Origin of the sequence: Accumulibacter sp., assembly GCF_023806565.1 — a bacterium.
GTDB lineage: Bacteria > Pseudomonadota > Gammaproteobacteria > Burkholderiales > Rhodocyclaceae > Accumulibacter.
The window spans coordinates 1-14675 of the sequence record NZ_JAMTDV010000105.1; the positions used below are offsets into that span (position 1 = coordinate 1).

Consider the following 14675-nt stretch of genomic DNA (forward strand, 5'->3'; position numbering starts at 1 on the left):
GGCGGTCTCTTGTGCCGGTCGGCGGGTAATCTTTCCCGCGACCTGGCTTGCCGCCGGTGGGACAGTGTCTTCGTCCCGGGCTGGGGATTCGCTCAGGCTTGCCGAGGCGGGAAGCCGAGGAAGGCAGAGACGCGTTCCCCCCCGTGCTCGAAGGGGTAGTAATCCCAGACCGCCTGGTGTTGCGTTGCCCAGTGGTCCCAGAAGAACAACGTATCGGGCGTCCAGTGAACGCGTGTCTGGAAGGCAAGGTGCTTCTCGACGTGGCGGTACAGCAATTGCAGCAGGGCATCGCTTTCGGCGCGGGTCAACTGGACGATGTGCGAAGTGAATGCCGGATTGACGAAAAGAAACCTGCACCCGCTGAAGGGATGACGGGCGACGACCGGGTGCTCGCTCGCCGGGAAAGTCTGGCCGGGGTCCGGTTCGGCGCCATAACCGGCGGTCCACGCCTGGCGTCCGTCGTGGATAGCCGTCAAGCCATCGAGCAGGCGCTTGATGGGATCCGAGAAGGATTCGTAGGCGAGGTACAGGTTGGTGAAGGCCGTATCGCCGCCGCCGATCTCCGGCAGGCGGGTGGCCCGCAGGAAGGAGCCCCAGATCGGCTCGGGATCGCAGGAAACATCGTTGTGCCACGCATCGCCGGCGGTGTAACGGGAACTGCGGCCGGTCTTCCAGGCGAGGATTTCGGGGTTCTGGCTGCGCGCGGAAAGCGTGCTGTTGCCCGCCAGGAGATGCCGGTGCAGAAGGGGCCGAAATGGCGCGCGAAACGTTTGTGGTCCTCGGCGGAAATTTTCTGGTCGCCTGCGAATGAAGATTGGCAGGAGCTTGGCGACGGCCGTGTTCACCGGCGCACCTGCCACCGCCAGCGCTGTCGGGTCGCAGGTGCGGGTACGCGGGGCAATTTCATGAGTCGTTGGTCAAGCTGATTCCAGGCAGACGGCCGGGTTCCCGGTAACGCGGCATAGGCTCCGGCAGACCTGCTCGGCAATGAAGGCACTGATGCGCGGATTGGCTTCCCGGCTGAGTCCGGCGATGTGCGGTGTCAGCCAGACGTTGGGCAGGCCGGCCAGCGTCGAATCGGCCGGCAAGGGCTCGCGCGAGAACACGTCGATCGCGGCACCGGCCAGATGCCCGCTGCGCAGGGCGCTGGCAAGAGCGCTCTCGTCCACAATGTCACCATGTGCCGTGTTGATCAGGATGGCGCCCTGTTTCATATGGGCAATCGCTTCGTGATCGAACAGATGCCGCGTCAGGGGCGTCGGGGGCAGGTGCAGCGAAACCACGTCGGCGGTCGTCAGAAGGCCATGGAAGCTGAGCGGCTGGACACCCGATTCCGCCCAGAGTGTGGAATCGGGCGCATGCGCCGGGTCGCAGGCGACGACCCGGCAGCCGATGGCGCGGGCAAGTCCTGCGGTAAGTTGGCCGACCGTGCCGAAACCGACCAGCCCCAGCGTCTTGCCAGCCGCTTCGCGGCCACCGCAATGATAGGGGCTTGGCCACCTTCCCATCGAAAGTTCGGCGGTACGATGATAGTCGTTGCGCAGGGTGATCAGCAGCATCGCCAGCACGTACTCGGCGACGGCACGGGCATTGAGACCGGACGCGCGATGAACGGCGATGGCGCGCCTGCGGCATGCGCCGAGGTCGATGTTGTCCAGCCCGACGCCGAGGCGACCGATCACCTCCAGCCTGCGCGCCTGGCCGAGCAGGTCCGCGTCGACCCTTGTCCGGTTGCGAACGATCAGCGCTCGCGCGCTGACCAACGTTGCGTGCAGCTGCGCCGGGTGGTCGAACAGTTCCGGGTCGTAATGGACCGGGAATCGCGCGCGCAAGCTTCTTACGGTCGCTGCCTCCATGTGTTCGGCAATGACGATCACCGGACCGCGTGCTTCGGCTTCAGCCATGCATCCCCCAGCGCCGGACGGTGCGGGCCTCGATGCTGCGGAACACCAGGTTTTCCATTGCCAGGCCGATCAGGATGACGGTGAGCAGGCCGGCGAATACCGACGCGATTTCCAGCTGGTTCTTGTTCTCGTAGTTGAACCAGCCGAGACCGCACGATCCCGAGCTGACACCAAGCGTCAGGACGATCGCTGTCAGCAGGCGGACGCAGAGGTTCTTGAAGCCCATGACGATTCTCCGATGGGGTGTGACCAGTGACCGCCACGTTGTTGGCTGCCGGCAACGAACGTGCGCGGCATGACGTTGCACGTTGCGACGCCTTTTGCTGCGCAAGTGCCGACGGCCAGTTCTTGGTCTCCGGAGCGACCCATCCTAGCCAGTCGACCAAATCGTGCCAACGACGTTTTTCTGCTTTGTTTATGCACGATGCCGTGACTGGAAACGGCTGGCGGTTATTTGTTCTGGAAGTTCCTGGACCATCACCGAGACGCTCTGCGCCCCCTGGGCACCATATACGAGGACTCCTCCGTCCTCGTCGGCAAATCTTGCTCCCCGCTGCACAGCAAGTTCTGTTAAAACGCTACAGTTCACCTGGCCGTCCGCAAGTCATCATGACCCAACGCAAACTGACCCACCTGAAAGCGCTCGAAGCCGAGAGCATCCACATCATCCGAGAAGTGGCGGCGGAGTTCGAACGTCCGGTCATGCTGTATTCGATCGGCAAGGACTCGGCGGTCATGCTGCATCTGGCGATGAAGGCCTTCTATCCGGGCAAGCCCCCGTTTCCGCTGATGCACGTGGACACCACTTGGAAATTCCGCGAAATGATCGCCTTTCGCGACCAGCACGTGCACGATCTCGGGCTGGAGCTGATCGTCTATATCAACGAAGACGGCGTTCGACAGGGAATCGGGCCACTGACCCACGGCAGCAAGAAGCACACCGACATCATGAAGACGGAGGCGCTCAAGCAGGTGCTCGACAAGTACCGCTTCGATGCCGCGTTCGGTGGCGCGCGCCGCGACGAAGAAAAATCGCGTGCCAAGGAACGGGTGTACTCGTTTCGTGACCAGCACCACCGCTGGGATCCGAAAAACCAGCGGCCGGAATTGTGGAACCTCTTCAACGGCAGGATCAACCGGGGCGAGAGCATCCGCGTCTTCCCCCTGTCGAACTGGACCGAGCTCGATGTCTGGCAATACATCTACCTGGAGAACATCCCGATCGTGCCGCTGTACTTTGCCAGGCAACGCCCGGTGGTAGAGCGCGACGGGACGCTGATCATGGTCGATGACGAGCGCTTCGAACTGCGTCCGGGCGAGTCGATCGAGATGAAGATGGTCCGCTTCCGGACACTCGGCTGTTACCCGTTGACCGGTGCCGTCGAATCGACCGCGGTGACCCTGCCGGAGATCATCCAGGAAATGCTGCTGACGCGGACCTCCGAACGTCAGGGCAGGGTGATCGACCACGATCAGGCCGGATCGATGGAAGAAAAGAAGAAGGAAGGCTATTTCTGACCCTCGCCGGTGCCTCCGTGCGGCCCGGCTTCGCGGGGGAGGGCGATCACTGCCAAACCAACTCAAGGGAAGCCATGTCCCACCAGTCCGAATTGATCCGCTCCGACATCCAGTCCTATCTGGCCCAGCACGAGCGCAAGGAACTTCTGCGCTTTCTCACCTGTGGCAGTGTCGATGACGGCAAGAGCACGCTGATCGGCCGCCTGCTGCACGATTCCAAATTGATCTACGAAGATCAGCTGGCGGCGATCCAGCGAGACAGCGTCAAGTCGGGCACCACCGGCGACGAGGTCGACCTGGCACTGCTGGTGGACGGTCTGCAGGCCGAACGTGAGCAGGGAATCACGATCGATGTCGCCTATCGCTACTTTTCCACCGCCAGGCGCAAGTTCATCATTGCCGATACGCCGGGCCACGAGCAGTACACGCGCAACATGGCCACCGGCGCGTCGACCTGCGATCTGGCAATCATCCTCGTCGATGCCCGGCACGGCGTGCAGACGCAGACCCGGCGCCACAGCTTCATCGTCTCGCTGCTCGGGATTCGGCACGTCATCGTCGCCATCAACAAGATGGATCTGCTGGGTTTCAGCCAGAGCGTCTATGAAAGGATTCGCGACGATTATCTGGAATTCGCTCGCACTCTCGGCTTCGGCGACATCCGATTCCTGCCCTTGTCGGCACTGAAAGGCGACAACGTCGTCCAGCGCAGCGCCAGGACACCCTGGTTCGACGGCGCGCCGCTGATGGAACTGCTGGACACGATCGAGATCGCCGAGGATGTGAACCTGGCTGACCTGAGGTTTCCGGTGCAGTGGGTCAATCGGCCCAACCTCGATTTTCGCGGCTTCAGTGGCACGCTCGCGGCCGGCATCCTGAAAAAGGGCGACGCCTTGCTCGCGCTGCCGTCGCGGAAGACCAGCAGGGTCAAGGCCATCGTCAGCTACGACGGCGAGCTGGAAGAGGCGTTCCCGCCGCAGGCGATCACCGTCACCCTCGAAGACGAAATCGACATCAGTCGCGGCGACATGCTGGTGAGCCCCGGGCAGCAGCCGACGCTCGACTCTCGCTTCGACGCGCACCTGGTCTGGATGACCGAGGCGCCTCTGCTGCCGGGCCGGCAGTACCTGATCAAGCACGCAACGCGCACGGTCACTGGCGCGGTGGCCAGAATCCACCATCGGATCGACATCAACACGCTGGTCGCGCATCCGGCGGGGCAGTTGGCTCTCAACGAAATCGGGCTGTGCGAACTGGCGCTGAGTGCGCCGATCGCTTTCGATCCGTATCGCCGAGTCAAGGGGACGGGTTCGTTCATCCTCGTCGACCGACTGACGCACGCCACCGTCGCTGCCGGCATGGTGCTCCGTCCGATCGAGAGGCATCTGACCTGGAAACCGGTCACGCGGGAGGAACGCGCGCTCCGGTTCGGCCAGCGGGCGGTCACCCTGTGGCTTACCGGCGAGAACCGCCGGCAGGCGGCCCGGAACCTCGAGCGCCGCCTGTTCGATCGCGGCTATGCCTGCGTGGCGCTGGACGAAGACGCGCTGGGTGGACACGCCGAACTCGTCGCGCGCCAGATGAATCACGCGGGCCTCGTGTGCATCTGCTCGGCAAGCGGGGATTTGCTCCTCCCTGCGAACGATCCCGGGCAGGTGCTGCTCGATGCGCAGGCGCTGGACATGGAAGGGATTCTGGCTCTGCTGAGGACGTATTCCGCGGACAGCGCAGGAATCGAACAAAGCTACGACATCTGACTGCCCGGGCGGGGTCCGACCGCGAACGCGCCCTGTCCGGCGAAGGCATGCAGGCCAGCCGATGGCGGCAATGGGCCGGCTGCTCCGGCATGCGGAAGTGTCAGGCCGGGCCCCGGTCGATGCGTTGCAGCGCACCGGCAAGATCGCGCCGGAGATCGTTGATGTCCTCGATGCCGACCGACAGGCGCAGCAGCGAATCGCCGATGCCGAGGCGGGCGCGCTGCTTCGCTGGAATCGTGGCGTGCGTCATGATCGCCGGATGTTCGATCAGACTCTCGACCCCGCCCAGGCTCTCCGCCAGGGTAAAGAGCTCGCAGCCCTGCAGGAAGCGCTTCGTGCCCGCCAGGTCGGTCGCCAGTTCGACGGCAATCATGCCGCCAAAGCCATGCATCTGCCGCCGCGCCAGCGCATGCTGGGGATGCGAGGCGAGGCCCGGGTAGGTGACCCGGCGCACGGCCGGCTGCTGCTCCAGCCAGGCGGCGAGTTCCTGAGCGTTTTCACAGTGTCGCTGCATCCGCACGTTGAGGGTCTTGATGCCGCGCAGCGCCAGGTAGCTGTCGAACGGGCCGGCAATCGCGCCGACGGCGTTGTGCAGGAACTGGAGACGTTCGCGATTTTCGGCATTGCGTTCGTTGCCGCTGACCACCGCGACGCCGCCAATCACGTCGGAATGACCGTTGAGGTACTTGGTGCTCGAATGGACGACGATGTCGAAGCCAAGTTCCAGCGGCCGCTGTATCCACGGGCTGGCCAGCGTGTTGTCGGCCACTGTCAGCAGACCGTGCTCGTGCGCAAGCGTGGCGAGCGCCTGCAGGTCCACCAGGCGCAGCAGCGGATTGGTTGGCGTTTCCACCAGCAGCATGCGACTCTCGGGCCGGACCGCGGCGGCAAGCGCTGCCGGATCCGAGAGATCGACGAAACTGCAGGAGAGCCCGGCGCTGCGCTTTCTCACCGCTTCCAGCAGGCGATAGGTCCCGCCATAGAGATCGTCGCCGGCAATCACGTGCGCGCCGCCATCCAGCAGTTCGAGGACCGTGGCGATGGCCGCCAGGCCGGAAGCGAAAGCGAAAGCGGCGCCACCGCTCTCGAGATCGGCCACGCAGCGTTCCAGGGCCCAGCGTGTGGGATTGTGCGAGCGTCCGTAGTCCAGCCCCTTGTGCACCCCGGGACTTTCCTGGACGTAGGTCGAGTTGGCGTAGATCGGGGGCATCACCGCGCCGGTGGAAGGATCGGGACTCTGCCCGGCGTGGATGACGCGGGTCCCGAAGGCTGGCCGGAATCCGTTCCTGGGATGCTGTTCGCTCATGCAAACTTCTTTCGCAAGTGGTTGATCCGGTCGAAGCGGGTGACCAGCCCGTAGAAACGATGGTCGTCGGCGATGATGGCCACCAGACCCGCTTCGAGTACTCGCTGCAAGGCGTCGAGCCCCGCCTCGCGAGAGAGCATTTCCAGCGACTGCGTCATGGCCGTCGCCGCCGATGCACGAAACGCCGCGGAATCCGCCTGGACCCGCAGCAGCGGATCGGATTCATCGACCAGTCCGACGATGCGGCCGCCGTCGATCACCGGCAACTGCGAGACTTCCGCGTAGCGCATGCGCTGGAACACGGTCTGCAGGGTATCGCCGGGAGTGACGCTGACCACCGCACCCTCCTCGAAACGGCGAGCGACCAGATCGCGCAGGTCGCCGTAGGCCGGTCGCCGCAGCAAACCCTGGTCGATCAGCCAATGGTCATTGTACATTTTCGAGAGGTAGTCGGTTCCCGTGTCGCAGACAAAGGAGACGACCCGTTTCGGTAGCTTCTGCTCGCGGCAGTAACGGAAGGAAGCCGCGAGCAGGGTGCCGGTGGAGGAGCCTCCGAACAGCCTTTCGGCGCGCAACAGCTCGCGCGCCGTGTCGAAACTTTCCTGGTCGCTGATGGAATAGGCGTGCCGGACGGCCGAGAGATCGGCGATCGCGGGCACGAAGTCTTCCCCGATGCCCTCCGCCCGCATCAGGTGGCCCATCCGCATTTCCCTCGCGGTGGCCTTTCCCCTACCATGCGGGCTGCAAACCGGAGCCAGCCATGAGCTACAAGTTCGACACCCTTTCCCTGCATGCCGGCCAGGTACCGGACAGCCAGTACGGCGCCCGCGCCCAGCCCATCTACCTGACCACATCCTTCGTGTTCAAGGATGGAGACCAGGCGGCCTCCCTGTTCAACATGGAGCGTGGCGGCCATGTCTATTCCCGCATCTCGAACCCGACCAACGCGGTGCTCGAGGAACGGATCGCGGCCCTGGAGGGCGGCGTCGGTGCCGTTGCCGTGTCTTCGGGGCAAGCGGCGCTGCACCTGGTCATCGCCACCCTGATGGGAGCCGGCGGCCACATCGTGGCCAGCCGATCCCTCTACGGCGGTTCCCACAACCTGCTCGAATACACCCTGCCGCGCTTCGGCATCCTGACCACTTTCGTCGATCCCCGGGATCTGGATGCCTGGCGGGCCGCCATTCGCCCGGAAACCCGGCTGATCTTCGGCGAGACCCTGGGCAACCCCGGCCTGGACGTGCTCGACATCCCGCGAGTGGCGGCGCTGGCGCATGCCCATGGCCTGCCGCTGCTGGTCGATTCGACCTTCACCACGCCCTACCTGCTGCGGCCCTTCGACCTGGGGGCGGATCTGGTCTTCCATTCCGCCACCAAGTTCCTCGGCGGTCACGGCACCGTGATCGGCGGTCTGGTGGTGGATTCGGGCGCCTTCGACTGGGTCGCCAGCGGCAGGTTTCCGACCCTGGCGGAACCCTATGACGGCTTCCACGGCATGAACTTTGCCGAGGAATCCACCGTCGCCGCTTTCCTGCTGCGCGCACGGCGGGAGGGCCTGCGGGATTTCGGCGCCTGTCTCAGTCCGATGTCGGCCTTCCAGATTCTGCAGGGCCTGGAAACGCTGCCCCTGCGCATGGCGCGCCATATCGAGAACACCCGCAGGATCGTCGCCCATCTGTCCGCCCAGGTGGGCGGCGCGGTGGAGGCCGTGGTGCACCCGGATCTGCCGGATCACCCGGATCACGAACTGGCGAAGAAGCTTCTGCCGCGAGGCAGCAGTTCCGTCTTCACCTTCCAGCTGGCCGGCGGACGCTCGGCGGGCCGCAGGTTCATCGAGGCCCTCAAGGTTTTCTCCCATCTGGCGAACGTCGGCGACGCCAAGTCGCTGGTGATCCATCCCGCATCCACCACCCATTTCCGCATGTCGGACGAGGCCCTGGTCGCCGCCGGCATTCACCCGGGCACCATCCGTCTGTCCATCGGCCTGGAGGATGCGGAAGACCTGATCGAAGACATCCATCGCGGGCTGTACGCCGCAGCGAAAGTCTGAGCCATGGAAGTCACCGTTGCCGGCCAGCCGGCCTACGTCTACACCGGGGGCAAGTCCCCGGGCCCGGCGGACTTCGCCCGCCTGCCCCTGGTCGTGTTCATCCACGGCGCCGAGCAGGATCATTCCTGCTGGGGCCTGCAGAGCCGCTGGTTCGCCCACCATGGCTTCGCGGTGGCTGCGCCCGACCTGCCGGGCCACGGGCGCAGCGCCGGCGCGCCGCTCGCCAGCGTCGAAGCCCTGGCGGACTGGATCGCCGCGCTGGTGGACAGCCTGGGGGCTGCGACCGCCTTTCTCGTGGGACACAGCCTGGGCTCCCTGATCGCCCTTGAGACTGCCCTGCGCCACCCACAGAAGGTCAGCCGCCTGGCCCTCATCGGTTCATCGCTGCCGATGCCGGTGGCGGACGTGCTGCTCGCCGCCGCGCGCGACGACGAAGCGAGGGCGGCGGCAATGGTGAACGGCTGGTCCTATTCGCCGCAGGCCCAGATCGGCGGCAATACGGTGCCCGGGCTGTGGATGCTGGGCATGAACGAGCGACTGATGGCGCGGCAAAAGCCCGGCGTGTTTCCCACCGACCTTGCCGCCTGCCATGCCTATACCCGCTCGCCGGAAACCCTGACAGCGCTCGCCTGTCCGGTGCTGGTGATCGCCGGCAGCGCCGACCGCATGACACCGCTCAGGGCCGCCCGCGCCCTGACCACGGCGATCCCCGATGGCCGCCTGACCGTCCTGCCCGGCAGCGGCCACGCGCTGATGGCCGAGCGGCCGGACGGGGTGCTGGATGCGCTGAGGGAGTTCGCGGCAGCCGACCGAACCTCAAGATAGACTCGCGCCTTTCGCCTGGACCCGACCCATATGATCAGCCACCTCGACCATCTGGTGCTCACCACGGCAAACGAAGCCGCATGCGTTGATTTCTATACCCGAATTCTGGGTATGACACTGGAGACCTTCATCGGTGGCACGCCACCCGTCGAACGCAAGGCCTTCAAGTTCGGGGTACAGAAGATCAATCTGCACATCAAGGGCAAGGAGTTCGAGCCCAAGGCGCATGACCCTACCCCAGGTTCTCTCGACCTCTGCTTCATTTCGACCTTGCCACTGCAAGCGGTCGTTGACCGGATGCGCGAATGCCGGTGGCCAATCATCGAAGGCCCGGTCATGCGTACAGGTGCGACCGGACGAATCAGATCGATCTATCTGCGGGATCCTGTCGGCAACCTGATCGAGATTTCGGAGTTCGTCGGATCCTGACCGTTGCCATTCGAGCCCGCAGCCAGCGACCCGTTGCCGCCGTTGGCTTTCAGGAAAGCTGTCGCTCAACGTTTGCGTTGAGGCGCCGCCGGAGCGGCAAAGCCGCAGAGGGTACCGGCAAGTGCAGCTGGCCGGCGATCCGTCTCGAACGAAAGGTTGGCCGGCATGGTCACTCGCGCACCCCTTTCCGGAAGCGCTCATACGAGGACCACTCGGCGTCTCGGGCTGTGTGTACCTCGATGGGAAAACGTGGCTGGCCGGTGAGCGCCTGGTTTAGCGCGGCCAGAAACTCACTCTCTGCTCTTGCATAGAAGATCCATTCCCGGAGATTCTCGCCCGTGGAAACCAACGCGAGAACGCTCACCCCCGATGTATCCACAAGTGGCCCAAGAAGGTCTTCCATCCGGTCCATGGCCTCCCGTTCCCTCGGCACTGGCATGCCCGATTCGGACTGGTACTTCCAGACCAAGATGACTCGGTGCGGGAAAATCGACCTTTCGAAGCCCGCTCGAAACTCTTTGGCGTACCGGAAGACGATGGCGCGGCCGGTGCCCTCCTGTTTCGAGATGGCGGTTGCCCACGACGTGACTTCTTCGGACATGACAAGAGTACTGGCAATGATGAGAGCGCCAAGGAGAAGTACGCGCCTCATGGAAGGGCTAACGTCGAAGTTTAGATGACTGGCGCGGCTTGCCGCGGCAGGTCGCCTCGAACGCAGTGTTCGGCGTCATGCGGCCTTGTGCGGCACCAGTTTGACCTGCAGGTCACAGCCCACGGCCTTTGCATAGCGTTTCAGCGTAGCAAGTGATGGCGCATGCTTTCCTGCTGACTCAAGCCGTGAAATCACACTCCTTGTAGTGCCCATGCGCTCGGCAACAGCCTCTTGTGTGAGACCTGCCCGCGCCCGTGCATCCAGCATTTGGTTTGCGAGCTGGTACTCAAGTTCAAGCGCTTCGTAGGCTTCGGCAAAACCGTCACGCTTTTGAGCCCTGGCAAGAAATTTCTTGTGGTCGTGAGCGACGGGGTTGAATTTCAGATCAGGCATCTCGAACCTCCTTTAGGCGCTGGCGTGCCAACTTCAGCTCGCGGTCAGGCGTTTGCTGCGTTTTCTTGATGAACGCGTGCAACACAATGATCCGCTTGCCGACCAGGAAACAGTAAAACGCACGACCGATACCGCCACGACCCTTGGGGCGTAGCTCGAACAGACCATCGCCGAAGGCTCGTGAGTGTGGAAGGCGAAGACAGGGGCCGTGCTCTGCCAGCAACTCGACAAGCCGCGCATAGTCAGCAAGAACATCGACAGGCCACGCCTCAACCTCAAGAAGGACTCGTTCGTGAAAGTATTCGACCGTGAAACTCATGCACACATGTTAGCAAATGTGAGAACTATTGCCTTGCGGCTTCATCACGCCGAACGTGCGAGCTGACGGGCATGATTTCGAAAACACCACGAAGAATGAAACGCGTCGCGCCGGCGCAGGCCGGTGCCCAGACGCTACCGCACTGGATTCCGGCCTGCGCCGGAATGACGAGGTTCTGGTGGCCACTTGTTTCACATCAAGCCCGAGCGCGCAGGCAGAGCAAGCCCCCGGCTGCGATGATGCCACGAGCACCGCAGGCCGGGCTTACGCTCCCTGCGGTAGCGGGTCGGGGGTCGAGCGAGGGGTTCAAGGCGTTCGGCACTGATTTAGCTGTGCCTAGCCTCGGCATGAAGCTTGAGCCCCAAAGCGCCAACAACCTTGAGTATCGTGTCGAAGCCGGGGCTACGATCACCGGAAAGCGCCTTGTACAGGCTCTCGCGCGACAGCCCGGCATCGCGGGCAACCTGTGACATGCCTTTGGCTCGGGCAATATCACCAAGAGCCTTCGCGATGAAGGCAGCATCACCATTGGCTTCTTCGAGGCAAGCTTCGAGATAAGCCGCCATTTCCTCAGGGGTTCTGAGGTGTTCGGCAACGTCGTAGCGGGTGGTCGTGGTCTTGGCCATCGGGGTTACTCCGTCAGGTAACGAGCAAGGCGCAGAGCAGCCTTGATATCCTTGGCTTGAGTGCTCTTGTCACCACCAGCCAAAAGAATAATCAGCTCCCGCCCCTGCTTCTTGAAATAGACCCGGTAACCGGGACCATAGTTGATTCTCAACTCAGACACACCTTCGCCGACGGGTTCAACGTCGCCGGGGTTCCCGGCGGCAAGCCTCGCGATTCTGACCTGAACTCGTGCTCTTGCCTGTAGGTCTGGCAGCGTGTCGAGCCAATGAGCGAAAGTGTCTGTCTTGCGAATCTCGATCATTGGCAGACTGTATCCGCATGGATACACATTGTCAATAGTACCGATCCCGTTGAATCGGTGTACTTCACGGTGTCCAACGTCTAAGCTCAGGGGCGCGCCGCCGGCTTTATGGCGGGGCGTCCCTTCGAGCGCAAAGTTGGGCCATTGATGTGCATTTAGTTCGACCCTGGTCCCTTTAGTTGTTTGGCGCATTGGCCCAATGGTCGCAAGGCCAAAGCGACGACACTGGTGACCATCGGAGCGAGGTGGCGCACGCCCGCATTGCCGCTTGATGCTGCGGGCAATTGCGCGTGCTTTGCGCAGCCTGGAAATGGCGCTTCATGGTTCTCTTGGCGGGACTCGAGCACGGCGAACGCGAAGGACGCTCGACGCGGCAATGTGCGTCACACTCGCCATCTTTACCAGCCATTTGAGTACTGCTGCTGCGATCAACACGCGCTTCGCGCCGCCGCGACGAGGGGAATCGATCAGAGTGCCGGCTAGGCTGCGGCGGGCTTCATATCGGGTCCACCCAGGCTCGTAGCGCTTCGCCATCCCAGCTCCGCAGGCTTGGCCCTTGGGCGTCAACCTTCGCCACAGGGTGCCCGTTCCACAGTGGCACCTGCCCCAGGCGGAGCCGATCCAGCCAATCCGGCAGGTCTTCTGCACGCGCGCCGATAGGCGGGGGCACCTGTTCGATCCATGTGCCCGTGTTGATGTAGACCCCATGGCCTTTTGTTGCGCAAAGTTTGCGTGCCGCATGGGTGTGGCCGGCGAAGGCAAGTCGGCCCTGCCCCCAGCCGGCCATCGCATCGCGGGCCAGCGCGTCGGCCTCGCTCGAACGAAACGCGGCGCATGACGTTTCGAGCGACCGGCTCAGTGCCTCCAGCAGCACACCGCGCACGCCGCCGGTCTTTGCCAGCAGGCTAGGCGCATCACCACGGACCGTCGCGAGGGCACCAGCAAAGTAGGCGTCTATCTCATGCTCAATGGTCGATGTGGCCGTTGGCCCCAAGCGACTTGCGGCATCGCCGAGCAAGCTATCTAGTGTGCCAAGCCAGTTTGGTGTTTCGGCGGAGCTTGTTTGCAGTGCGCCTGTCCCAAGCAACTGCGGGCTGCGCAGCCCGCTGGCCATCAGTGCCTTGCGCAACAACGCGGCGGCACCGATGCCGAGCGCAGCCGGTAGCCGCCTGGCGGCCAAGCTCGGGTCCAGCAGCATCACTGCCAGCAGAACGGCCTGTTCGGATGGCAGACTGTCGATGAACGGGAACCGCCGTGTGCCGTCGGCCGTCTTGGCCCGCCGGAACGGATTGATCACCTGCAGCACCAAGCGCGAACCAGGCGGCATGGCTACGGTTTTATCACCGTCGGCTTGGGCACGCAGCATCTGCCGGCCGCCGATGGCGTTGAATGCATCGTCGTGGTGTCCGTGCCGTCCTACCACCGCCTGGCCCGCCACCTCAAGCCGCCACTCACCGGCCCAGGGCGGTAACGCGGTCGTGCTGCGCAGCCTTGCCGAAAGCAGGTCTTGCACCGGCGCGAGGTTCAACTCTGCATCGTGGTTACCCGGCATGCACGAGAGCCTGTGCCCCCGGGCGGCAAAACGGCGCAGCGCCTGCACCACATTGCGACCTGGCGGCTCGGCGTCCAGCGCGTCGAGGATCTGGCCAGTACGCTGCACCGCCAGGGGCAGCGAAAGTTCGTCGTAGCCCGGGATCTGCAGGTAGTCGAAGACGTCGCCATTGAGTACCAGCCACTGTGGCGGCTTGGTCACCGGCATGACGGTCAGGTGCTCCAAGAGACCTGTCAGCGCCCCGTGGGATTGAAACACGCACTGATCGCCGGGTGGCGCGAGGTGCAAGTCACTCAGCACCCAAAGCCGGCTTGCGGCAACTTCAGTCGGCATCGTGACCTCCGGCATCTTCCGCCGGCAACTCGTACAGGTCTAGTTGACCTGACGATACGGCAGCATCAGCCCTCGCAAACATCTCCTTCATGAGGCCGCCAGCCTGCGCGCGCAGTTGCGCGAGCGCTGCGGCGAAGTCCTCGGTTGACACCTCATCCGGTCGCAAGGAGTGGATGAACTCGCCGAGCCTGTCTGCAGGCGGATGGCCGATCGCTGCCGCGCGCTCTTGTGCCTGCATCAGGCAAGCGATGCCGAGTTCCGGTTGAGCGCGCAGCAGAGCCTGCCCCAGGTCTTGCAGCGCCAGGATCTGGCCAAAGCGATCGTCCACCTGCTCGAAGATGGCCAACGCTCGACCAGCCAGGCCTACGGCTTGCTCCAGCGCGCCGATGGCGGCCGCGATGCGGCTCATGTAGCCGTGCGTGCCGCCCAAGCCCAGGCGATCATCGATACCGACCTGCAAGTCCTTCACCTGCAGCATCAGCGCAAAGGCCTCTCGGGGGTGTTGTTCGGCCAGGGCCAGTTGGCCCATAGACTGCAGCACATTCGCCTCGCCGAGCCGATCCTCGATCTGGCGGTAGATCGGCAGCGCCTGCTCGTAGGCCTGGCGCGCGCCGGCCAGGTCGTTGGTGCGCATCTTCAGATCGCCCAGCGCTCGGAGCGTGTTGGCCTCGCCGAGCCGATCCTCGATCTGGCGGTAGATCGGCAGCGC

General features: G+C 63.9%; 14 protein-coding genes and 3 pseudogenes. 5 read left to right on the plus strand and 12 right to left on the minus strand.

Features of this window, described 5'->3' with window-relative positions; genetic code table 11:
- Positions 1–92 precede the first annotated feature (92 nt).
- From NFV80_RS11920 to NFV80_RS11930, 3 genes and pseudogenes are all read right to left on the minus strand, one after another.
- Entirely contained in the window at positions 93–845 is a 753-nt protein-coding gene (locus NFV80_RS11920) for a TauD/TfdA family dioxygenase (protein WP_295329589.1), read from the minus strand.
- Between the two features lie 72 nt (positions 846–917).
- Positions 918–1904: a hydroxyacid dehydrogenase gene (locus NFV80_RS11925; protein ID WP_295329587.1), complete on the minus strand. Its 987-nt coding sequence runs from the start codon at positions 1902–1904 to the stop codon at positions 918–920.
- Positions 1897–2076, minus strand: a pseudogene (locus NFV80_RS11930) (ABC transporter permease); the annotation flags it as partial. The gene NFV80_RS11925 and the pseudogene NFV80_RS11930, both read right to left, overlap by 8 nt.
- A 437-nt stretch (positions 2077–2513) precedes the next feature.
- Here NFV80_RS11930 and cysD point away from each other — a divergent pair.
- Positions 2514–3422 (plus strand): sulfate adenylyltransferase subunit CysD, encoded by a 909-nt coding sequence (gene cysD, locus NFV80_RS11935; RefSeq protein WP_295329585.1) that lies wholly within the window; start codon positions 2514–2516, stop codon positions 3420–3422.
- A gap of 74 nt (positions 3423–3496) precedes the next feature.
- On the plus strand, positions 3497–5179 hold the full coding sequence (gene cysN / locus NFV80_RS11940; RefSeq protein ID WP_295329583.1) for a sulfate adenylyltransferase subunit CysN: 1683 nt from the start codon (positions 3497–3499) through the stop codon (positions 5177–5179).
- Positions 5180–5279: 100 nt separating this feature from the next.
- Here the strand turns inward: cysN and NFV80_RS11945 are convergent, their stop codons facing one another.
- Positions 5280–6485, minus strand: coding sequence for a PLP-dependent aspartate aminotransferase family protein (locus NFV80_RS11945; protein WP_295329581.1), 1206 nt, complete (start codon positions 6483–6485; stop codon positions 5280–5282).
- Positions 6482–7165: pseudogene (locus NFV80_RS11950) on the minus strand (CBS domain-containing protein); the annotation flags it as partial. The pseudogene NFV80_RS11950 and the gene NFV80_RS11945, both read right to left, overlap by 4 nt.
- An 80-nt stretch (positions 7166–7245) precedes the next feature.
- On the opposite strand from NFV80_RS11950, the gene NFV80_RS11955 reads away from it, so the two are divergent.
- Genes NFV80_RS11955 through NFV80_RS11965 form a run of 3 tightly spaced genes read left to right on the plus strand, consistent with a single transcriptional unit; the run spans position 7246 to position 9789 of the window.
- Positions 7246–8535 (plus strand): O-acetylhomoserine aminocarboxypropyltransferase, encoded by a 1290-nt coding sequence (locus tag NFV80_RS11955; protein ID WP_295329579.1) that lies wholly within the window; start codon positions 7246–7248, stop codon positions 8533–8535.
- A 3-nt stretch (positions 8536–8538) separates the two neighbouring features.
- Positions 8539–9360 carry an alpha/beta hydrolase gene (locus tag NFV80_RS11960; protein ID WP_295329577.1) on the plus strand — a complete coding sequence of 274 codons (822 nt, stop codon included), beginning with the start codon at positions 8539–8541 and terminating at the stop codon, positions 9358–9360.
- Between the two features lie 30 nt (positions 9361–9390).
- Positions 9391–9789: a VOC family protein gene (locus NFV80_RS11965; protein WP_295329575.1), complete on the plus strand. Its 399-nt coding sequence runs from the start codon at positions 9391–9393 to the stop codon at positions 9787–9789.
- A 169-nt stretch (positions 9790–9958) separates the two neighbouring features.
- Here NFV80_RS11965 and NFV80_RS11970 read toward each other — a convergent pair whose 3' ends face one another.
- From NFV80_RS11970 to NFV80_RS12000, 7 genes and pseudogenes are all read right to left on the minus strand, one after another.
- On the minus strand, positions 9959–10390 hold the full coding sequence (locus NFV80_RS11970; protein ID WP_295329573.1) for a DUF695 domain-containing protein: 432 nt from the start codon (positions 10388–10390) through the stop codon (positions 9959–9961).
- A 126-nt stretch (positions 10391–10516) separates the two neighbouring features.
- The gene (locus NFV80_RS11975; RefSeq protein WP_295329572.1) at positions 10517–10834 is read right to left on the minus strand and encodes a helix-turn-helix transcriptional regulator; all 318 of its coding nucleotides are present in this window, start codon (positions 10832–10834) and stop codon (positions 10517–10519) included.
- A complete protein-coding gene (locus tag NFV80_RS11980) occupies positions 10827–11153 on the minus strand; it encodes a type II toxin-antitoxin system RelE/ParE family toxin (RefSeq protein WP_295329570.1) in 327 nt (108 codons plus the stop codon). The genes NFV80_RS11975 and NFV80_RS11980 overlap by 8 nt, the downstream gene beginning before the upstream one ends.
- Before the next feature lie 326 nt (positions 11154–11479).
- On the minus strand, positions 11480–11779 hold the full coding sequence (locus NFV80_RS11985; protein WP_295329568.1) for an addiction module antidote protein: 300 nt from the start codon (positions 11777–11779) through the stop codon (positions 11480–11482).
- Between the two features lie 5 nt (positions 11780–11784).
- Entirely contained in the window at positions 11785–12081 is a 297-nt protein-coding gene (locus NFV80_RS11990) for a type II toxin-antitoxin system RelE/ParE family toxin (RefSeq protein ID WP_295329566.1), read from the minus strand.
- A gap of 496 nt (positions 12082–12577) precedes the next feature.
- Positions 12578–13966 carry a metallophosphoesterase gene (locus NFV80_RS11995; protein ID WP_295329564.1) on the minus strand — a complete coding sequence of 463 codons (1389 nt, stop codon included), beginning with the start codon at positions 13964–13966 and terminating at the stop codon, positions 12578–12580.
- Positions 13956–14675 (minus strand): annotated as a pseudogene (locus tag NFV80_RS12000) (tetratricopeptide repeat protein); the annotation flags it as partial. The gene NFV80_RS11995 and the pseudogene NFV80_RS12000, both read right to left, overlap by 11 nt.

Bases quoted from the DNA above. Each gene is read 5' to 3' on its own strand.
- NFV80_RS11975 (WP_295329572.1), bottom strand. From the start codon at position 10,834: ATGCCTGATCTGAAATTCAACCCCGTCGCTCACGACCACAAGAAATTT.
- cysN (WP_295329583.1), top strand. From the start codon at position 3,497: ATGTCCCACCAGTCCGAATTGATCCGCTCCGACATCCAGTCCTATCTG.
- NFV80_RS11970 (WP_295329573.1), bottom strand. From the start codon at position 10,390: ATGTCCGAAGAAGTCACGTCGTGGGCAACCGCCATCTCGAAACAGGAG.
- NFV80_RS11955 (WP_295329579.1), top strand. From the start codon at position 7,246: ATGAGCTACAAGTTCGACACCCTTTCCCTGCATGCCGGCCAGGTACCG.
- NFV80_RS11995 (WP_295329564.1), bottom strand. From the start codon at position 13,966: ATGCCGACTGAAGTTGCCGCAAGCCGGCTTTGGGTGCTGAGTGACTTG.
- NFV80_RS11985 (WP_295329568.1), bottom strand. From the start codon at position 11,779: ATGGCCAAGACCACGACCACCCGCTACGACGTTGCCGAACACCTCAGA.
- NFV80_RS11945 (WP_295329581.1), bottom strand. From the start codon at position 6,485: ATGAGCGAACAGCATCCCAGGAACGGATTCCGGCCAGCCTTCGGGACC.
- NFV80_RS11925 (WP_295329587.1), bottom strand. From the start codon at position 1,904: ATGGCTGAAGCCGAAGCACGCGGTCCGGTGATCGTCATTGCCGAACAC.
- NFV80_RS11990 (WP_295329566.1), bottom strand. From the start codon at position 12,081: ATGATCGAGATTCGCAAGACAGACACTTTCGCTCATTGGCTCGACACG.
- NFV80_RS11960 (WP_295329577.1), top strand. From the start codon at position 8,539: ATGGAAGTCACCGTTGCCGGCCAGCCGGCCTACGTCTACACCGGGGGC.
- cysD (WP_295329585.1), top strand. From the start codon at position 2,514: ATGACCCAACGCAAACTGACCCACCTGAAAGCGCTCGAAGCCGAGAGC.
- NFV80_RS11980 (WP_295329570.1), bottom strand. From the start codon at position 11,153: ATGAGTTTCACGGTCGAATACTTTCACGAACGAGTCCTTCTTGAGGTT.
- NFV80_RS11965 (WP_295329575.1), top strand. From the start codon at position 9,391: ATGATCAGCCACCTCGACCATCTGGTGCTCACCACGGCAAACGAAGCC.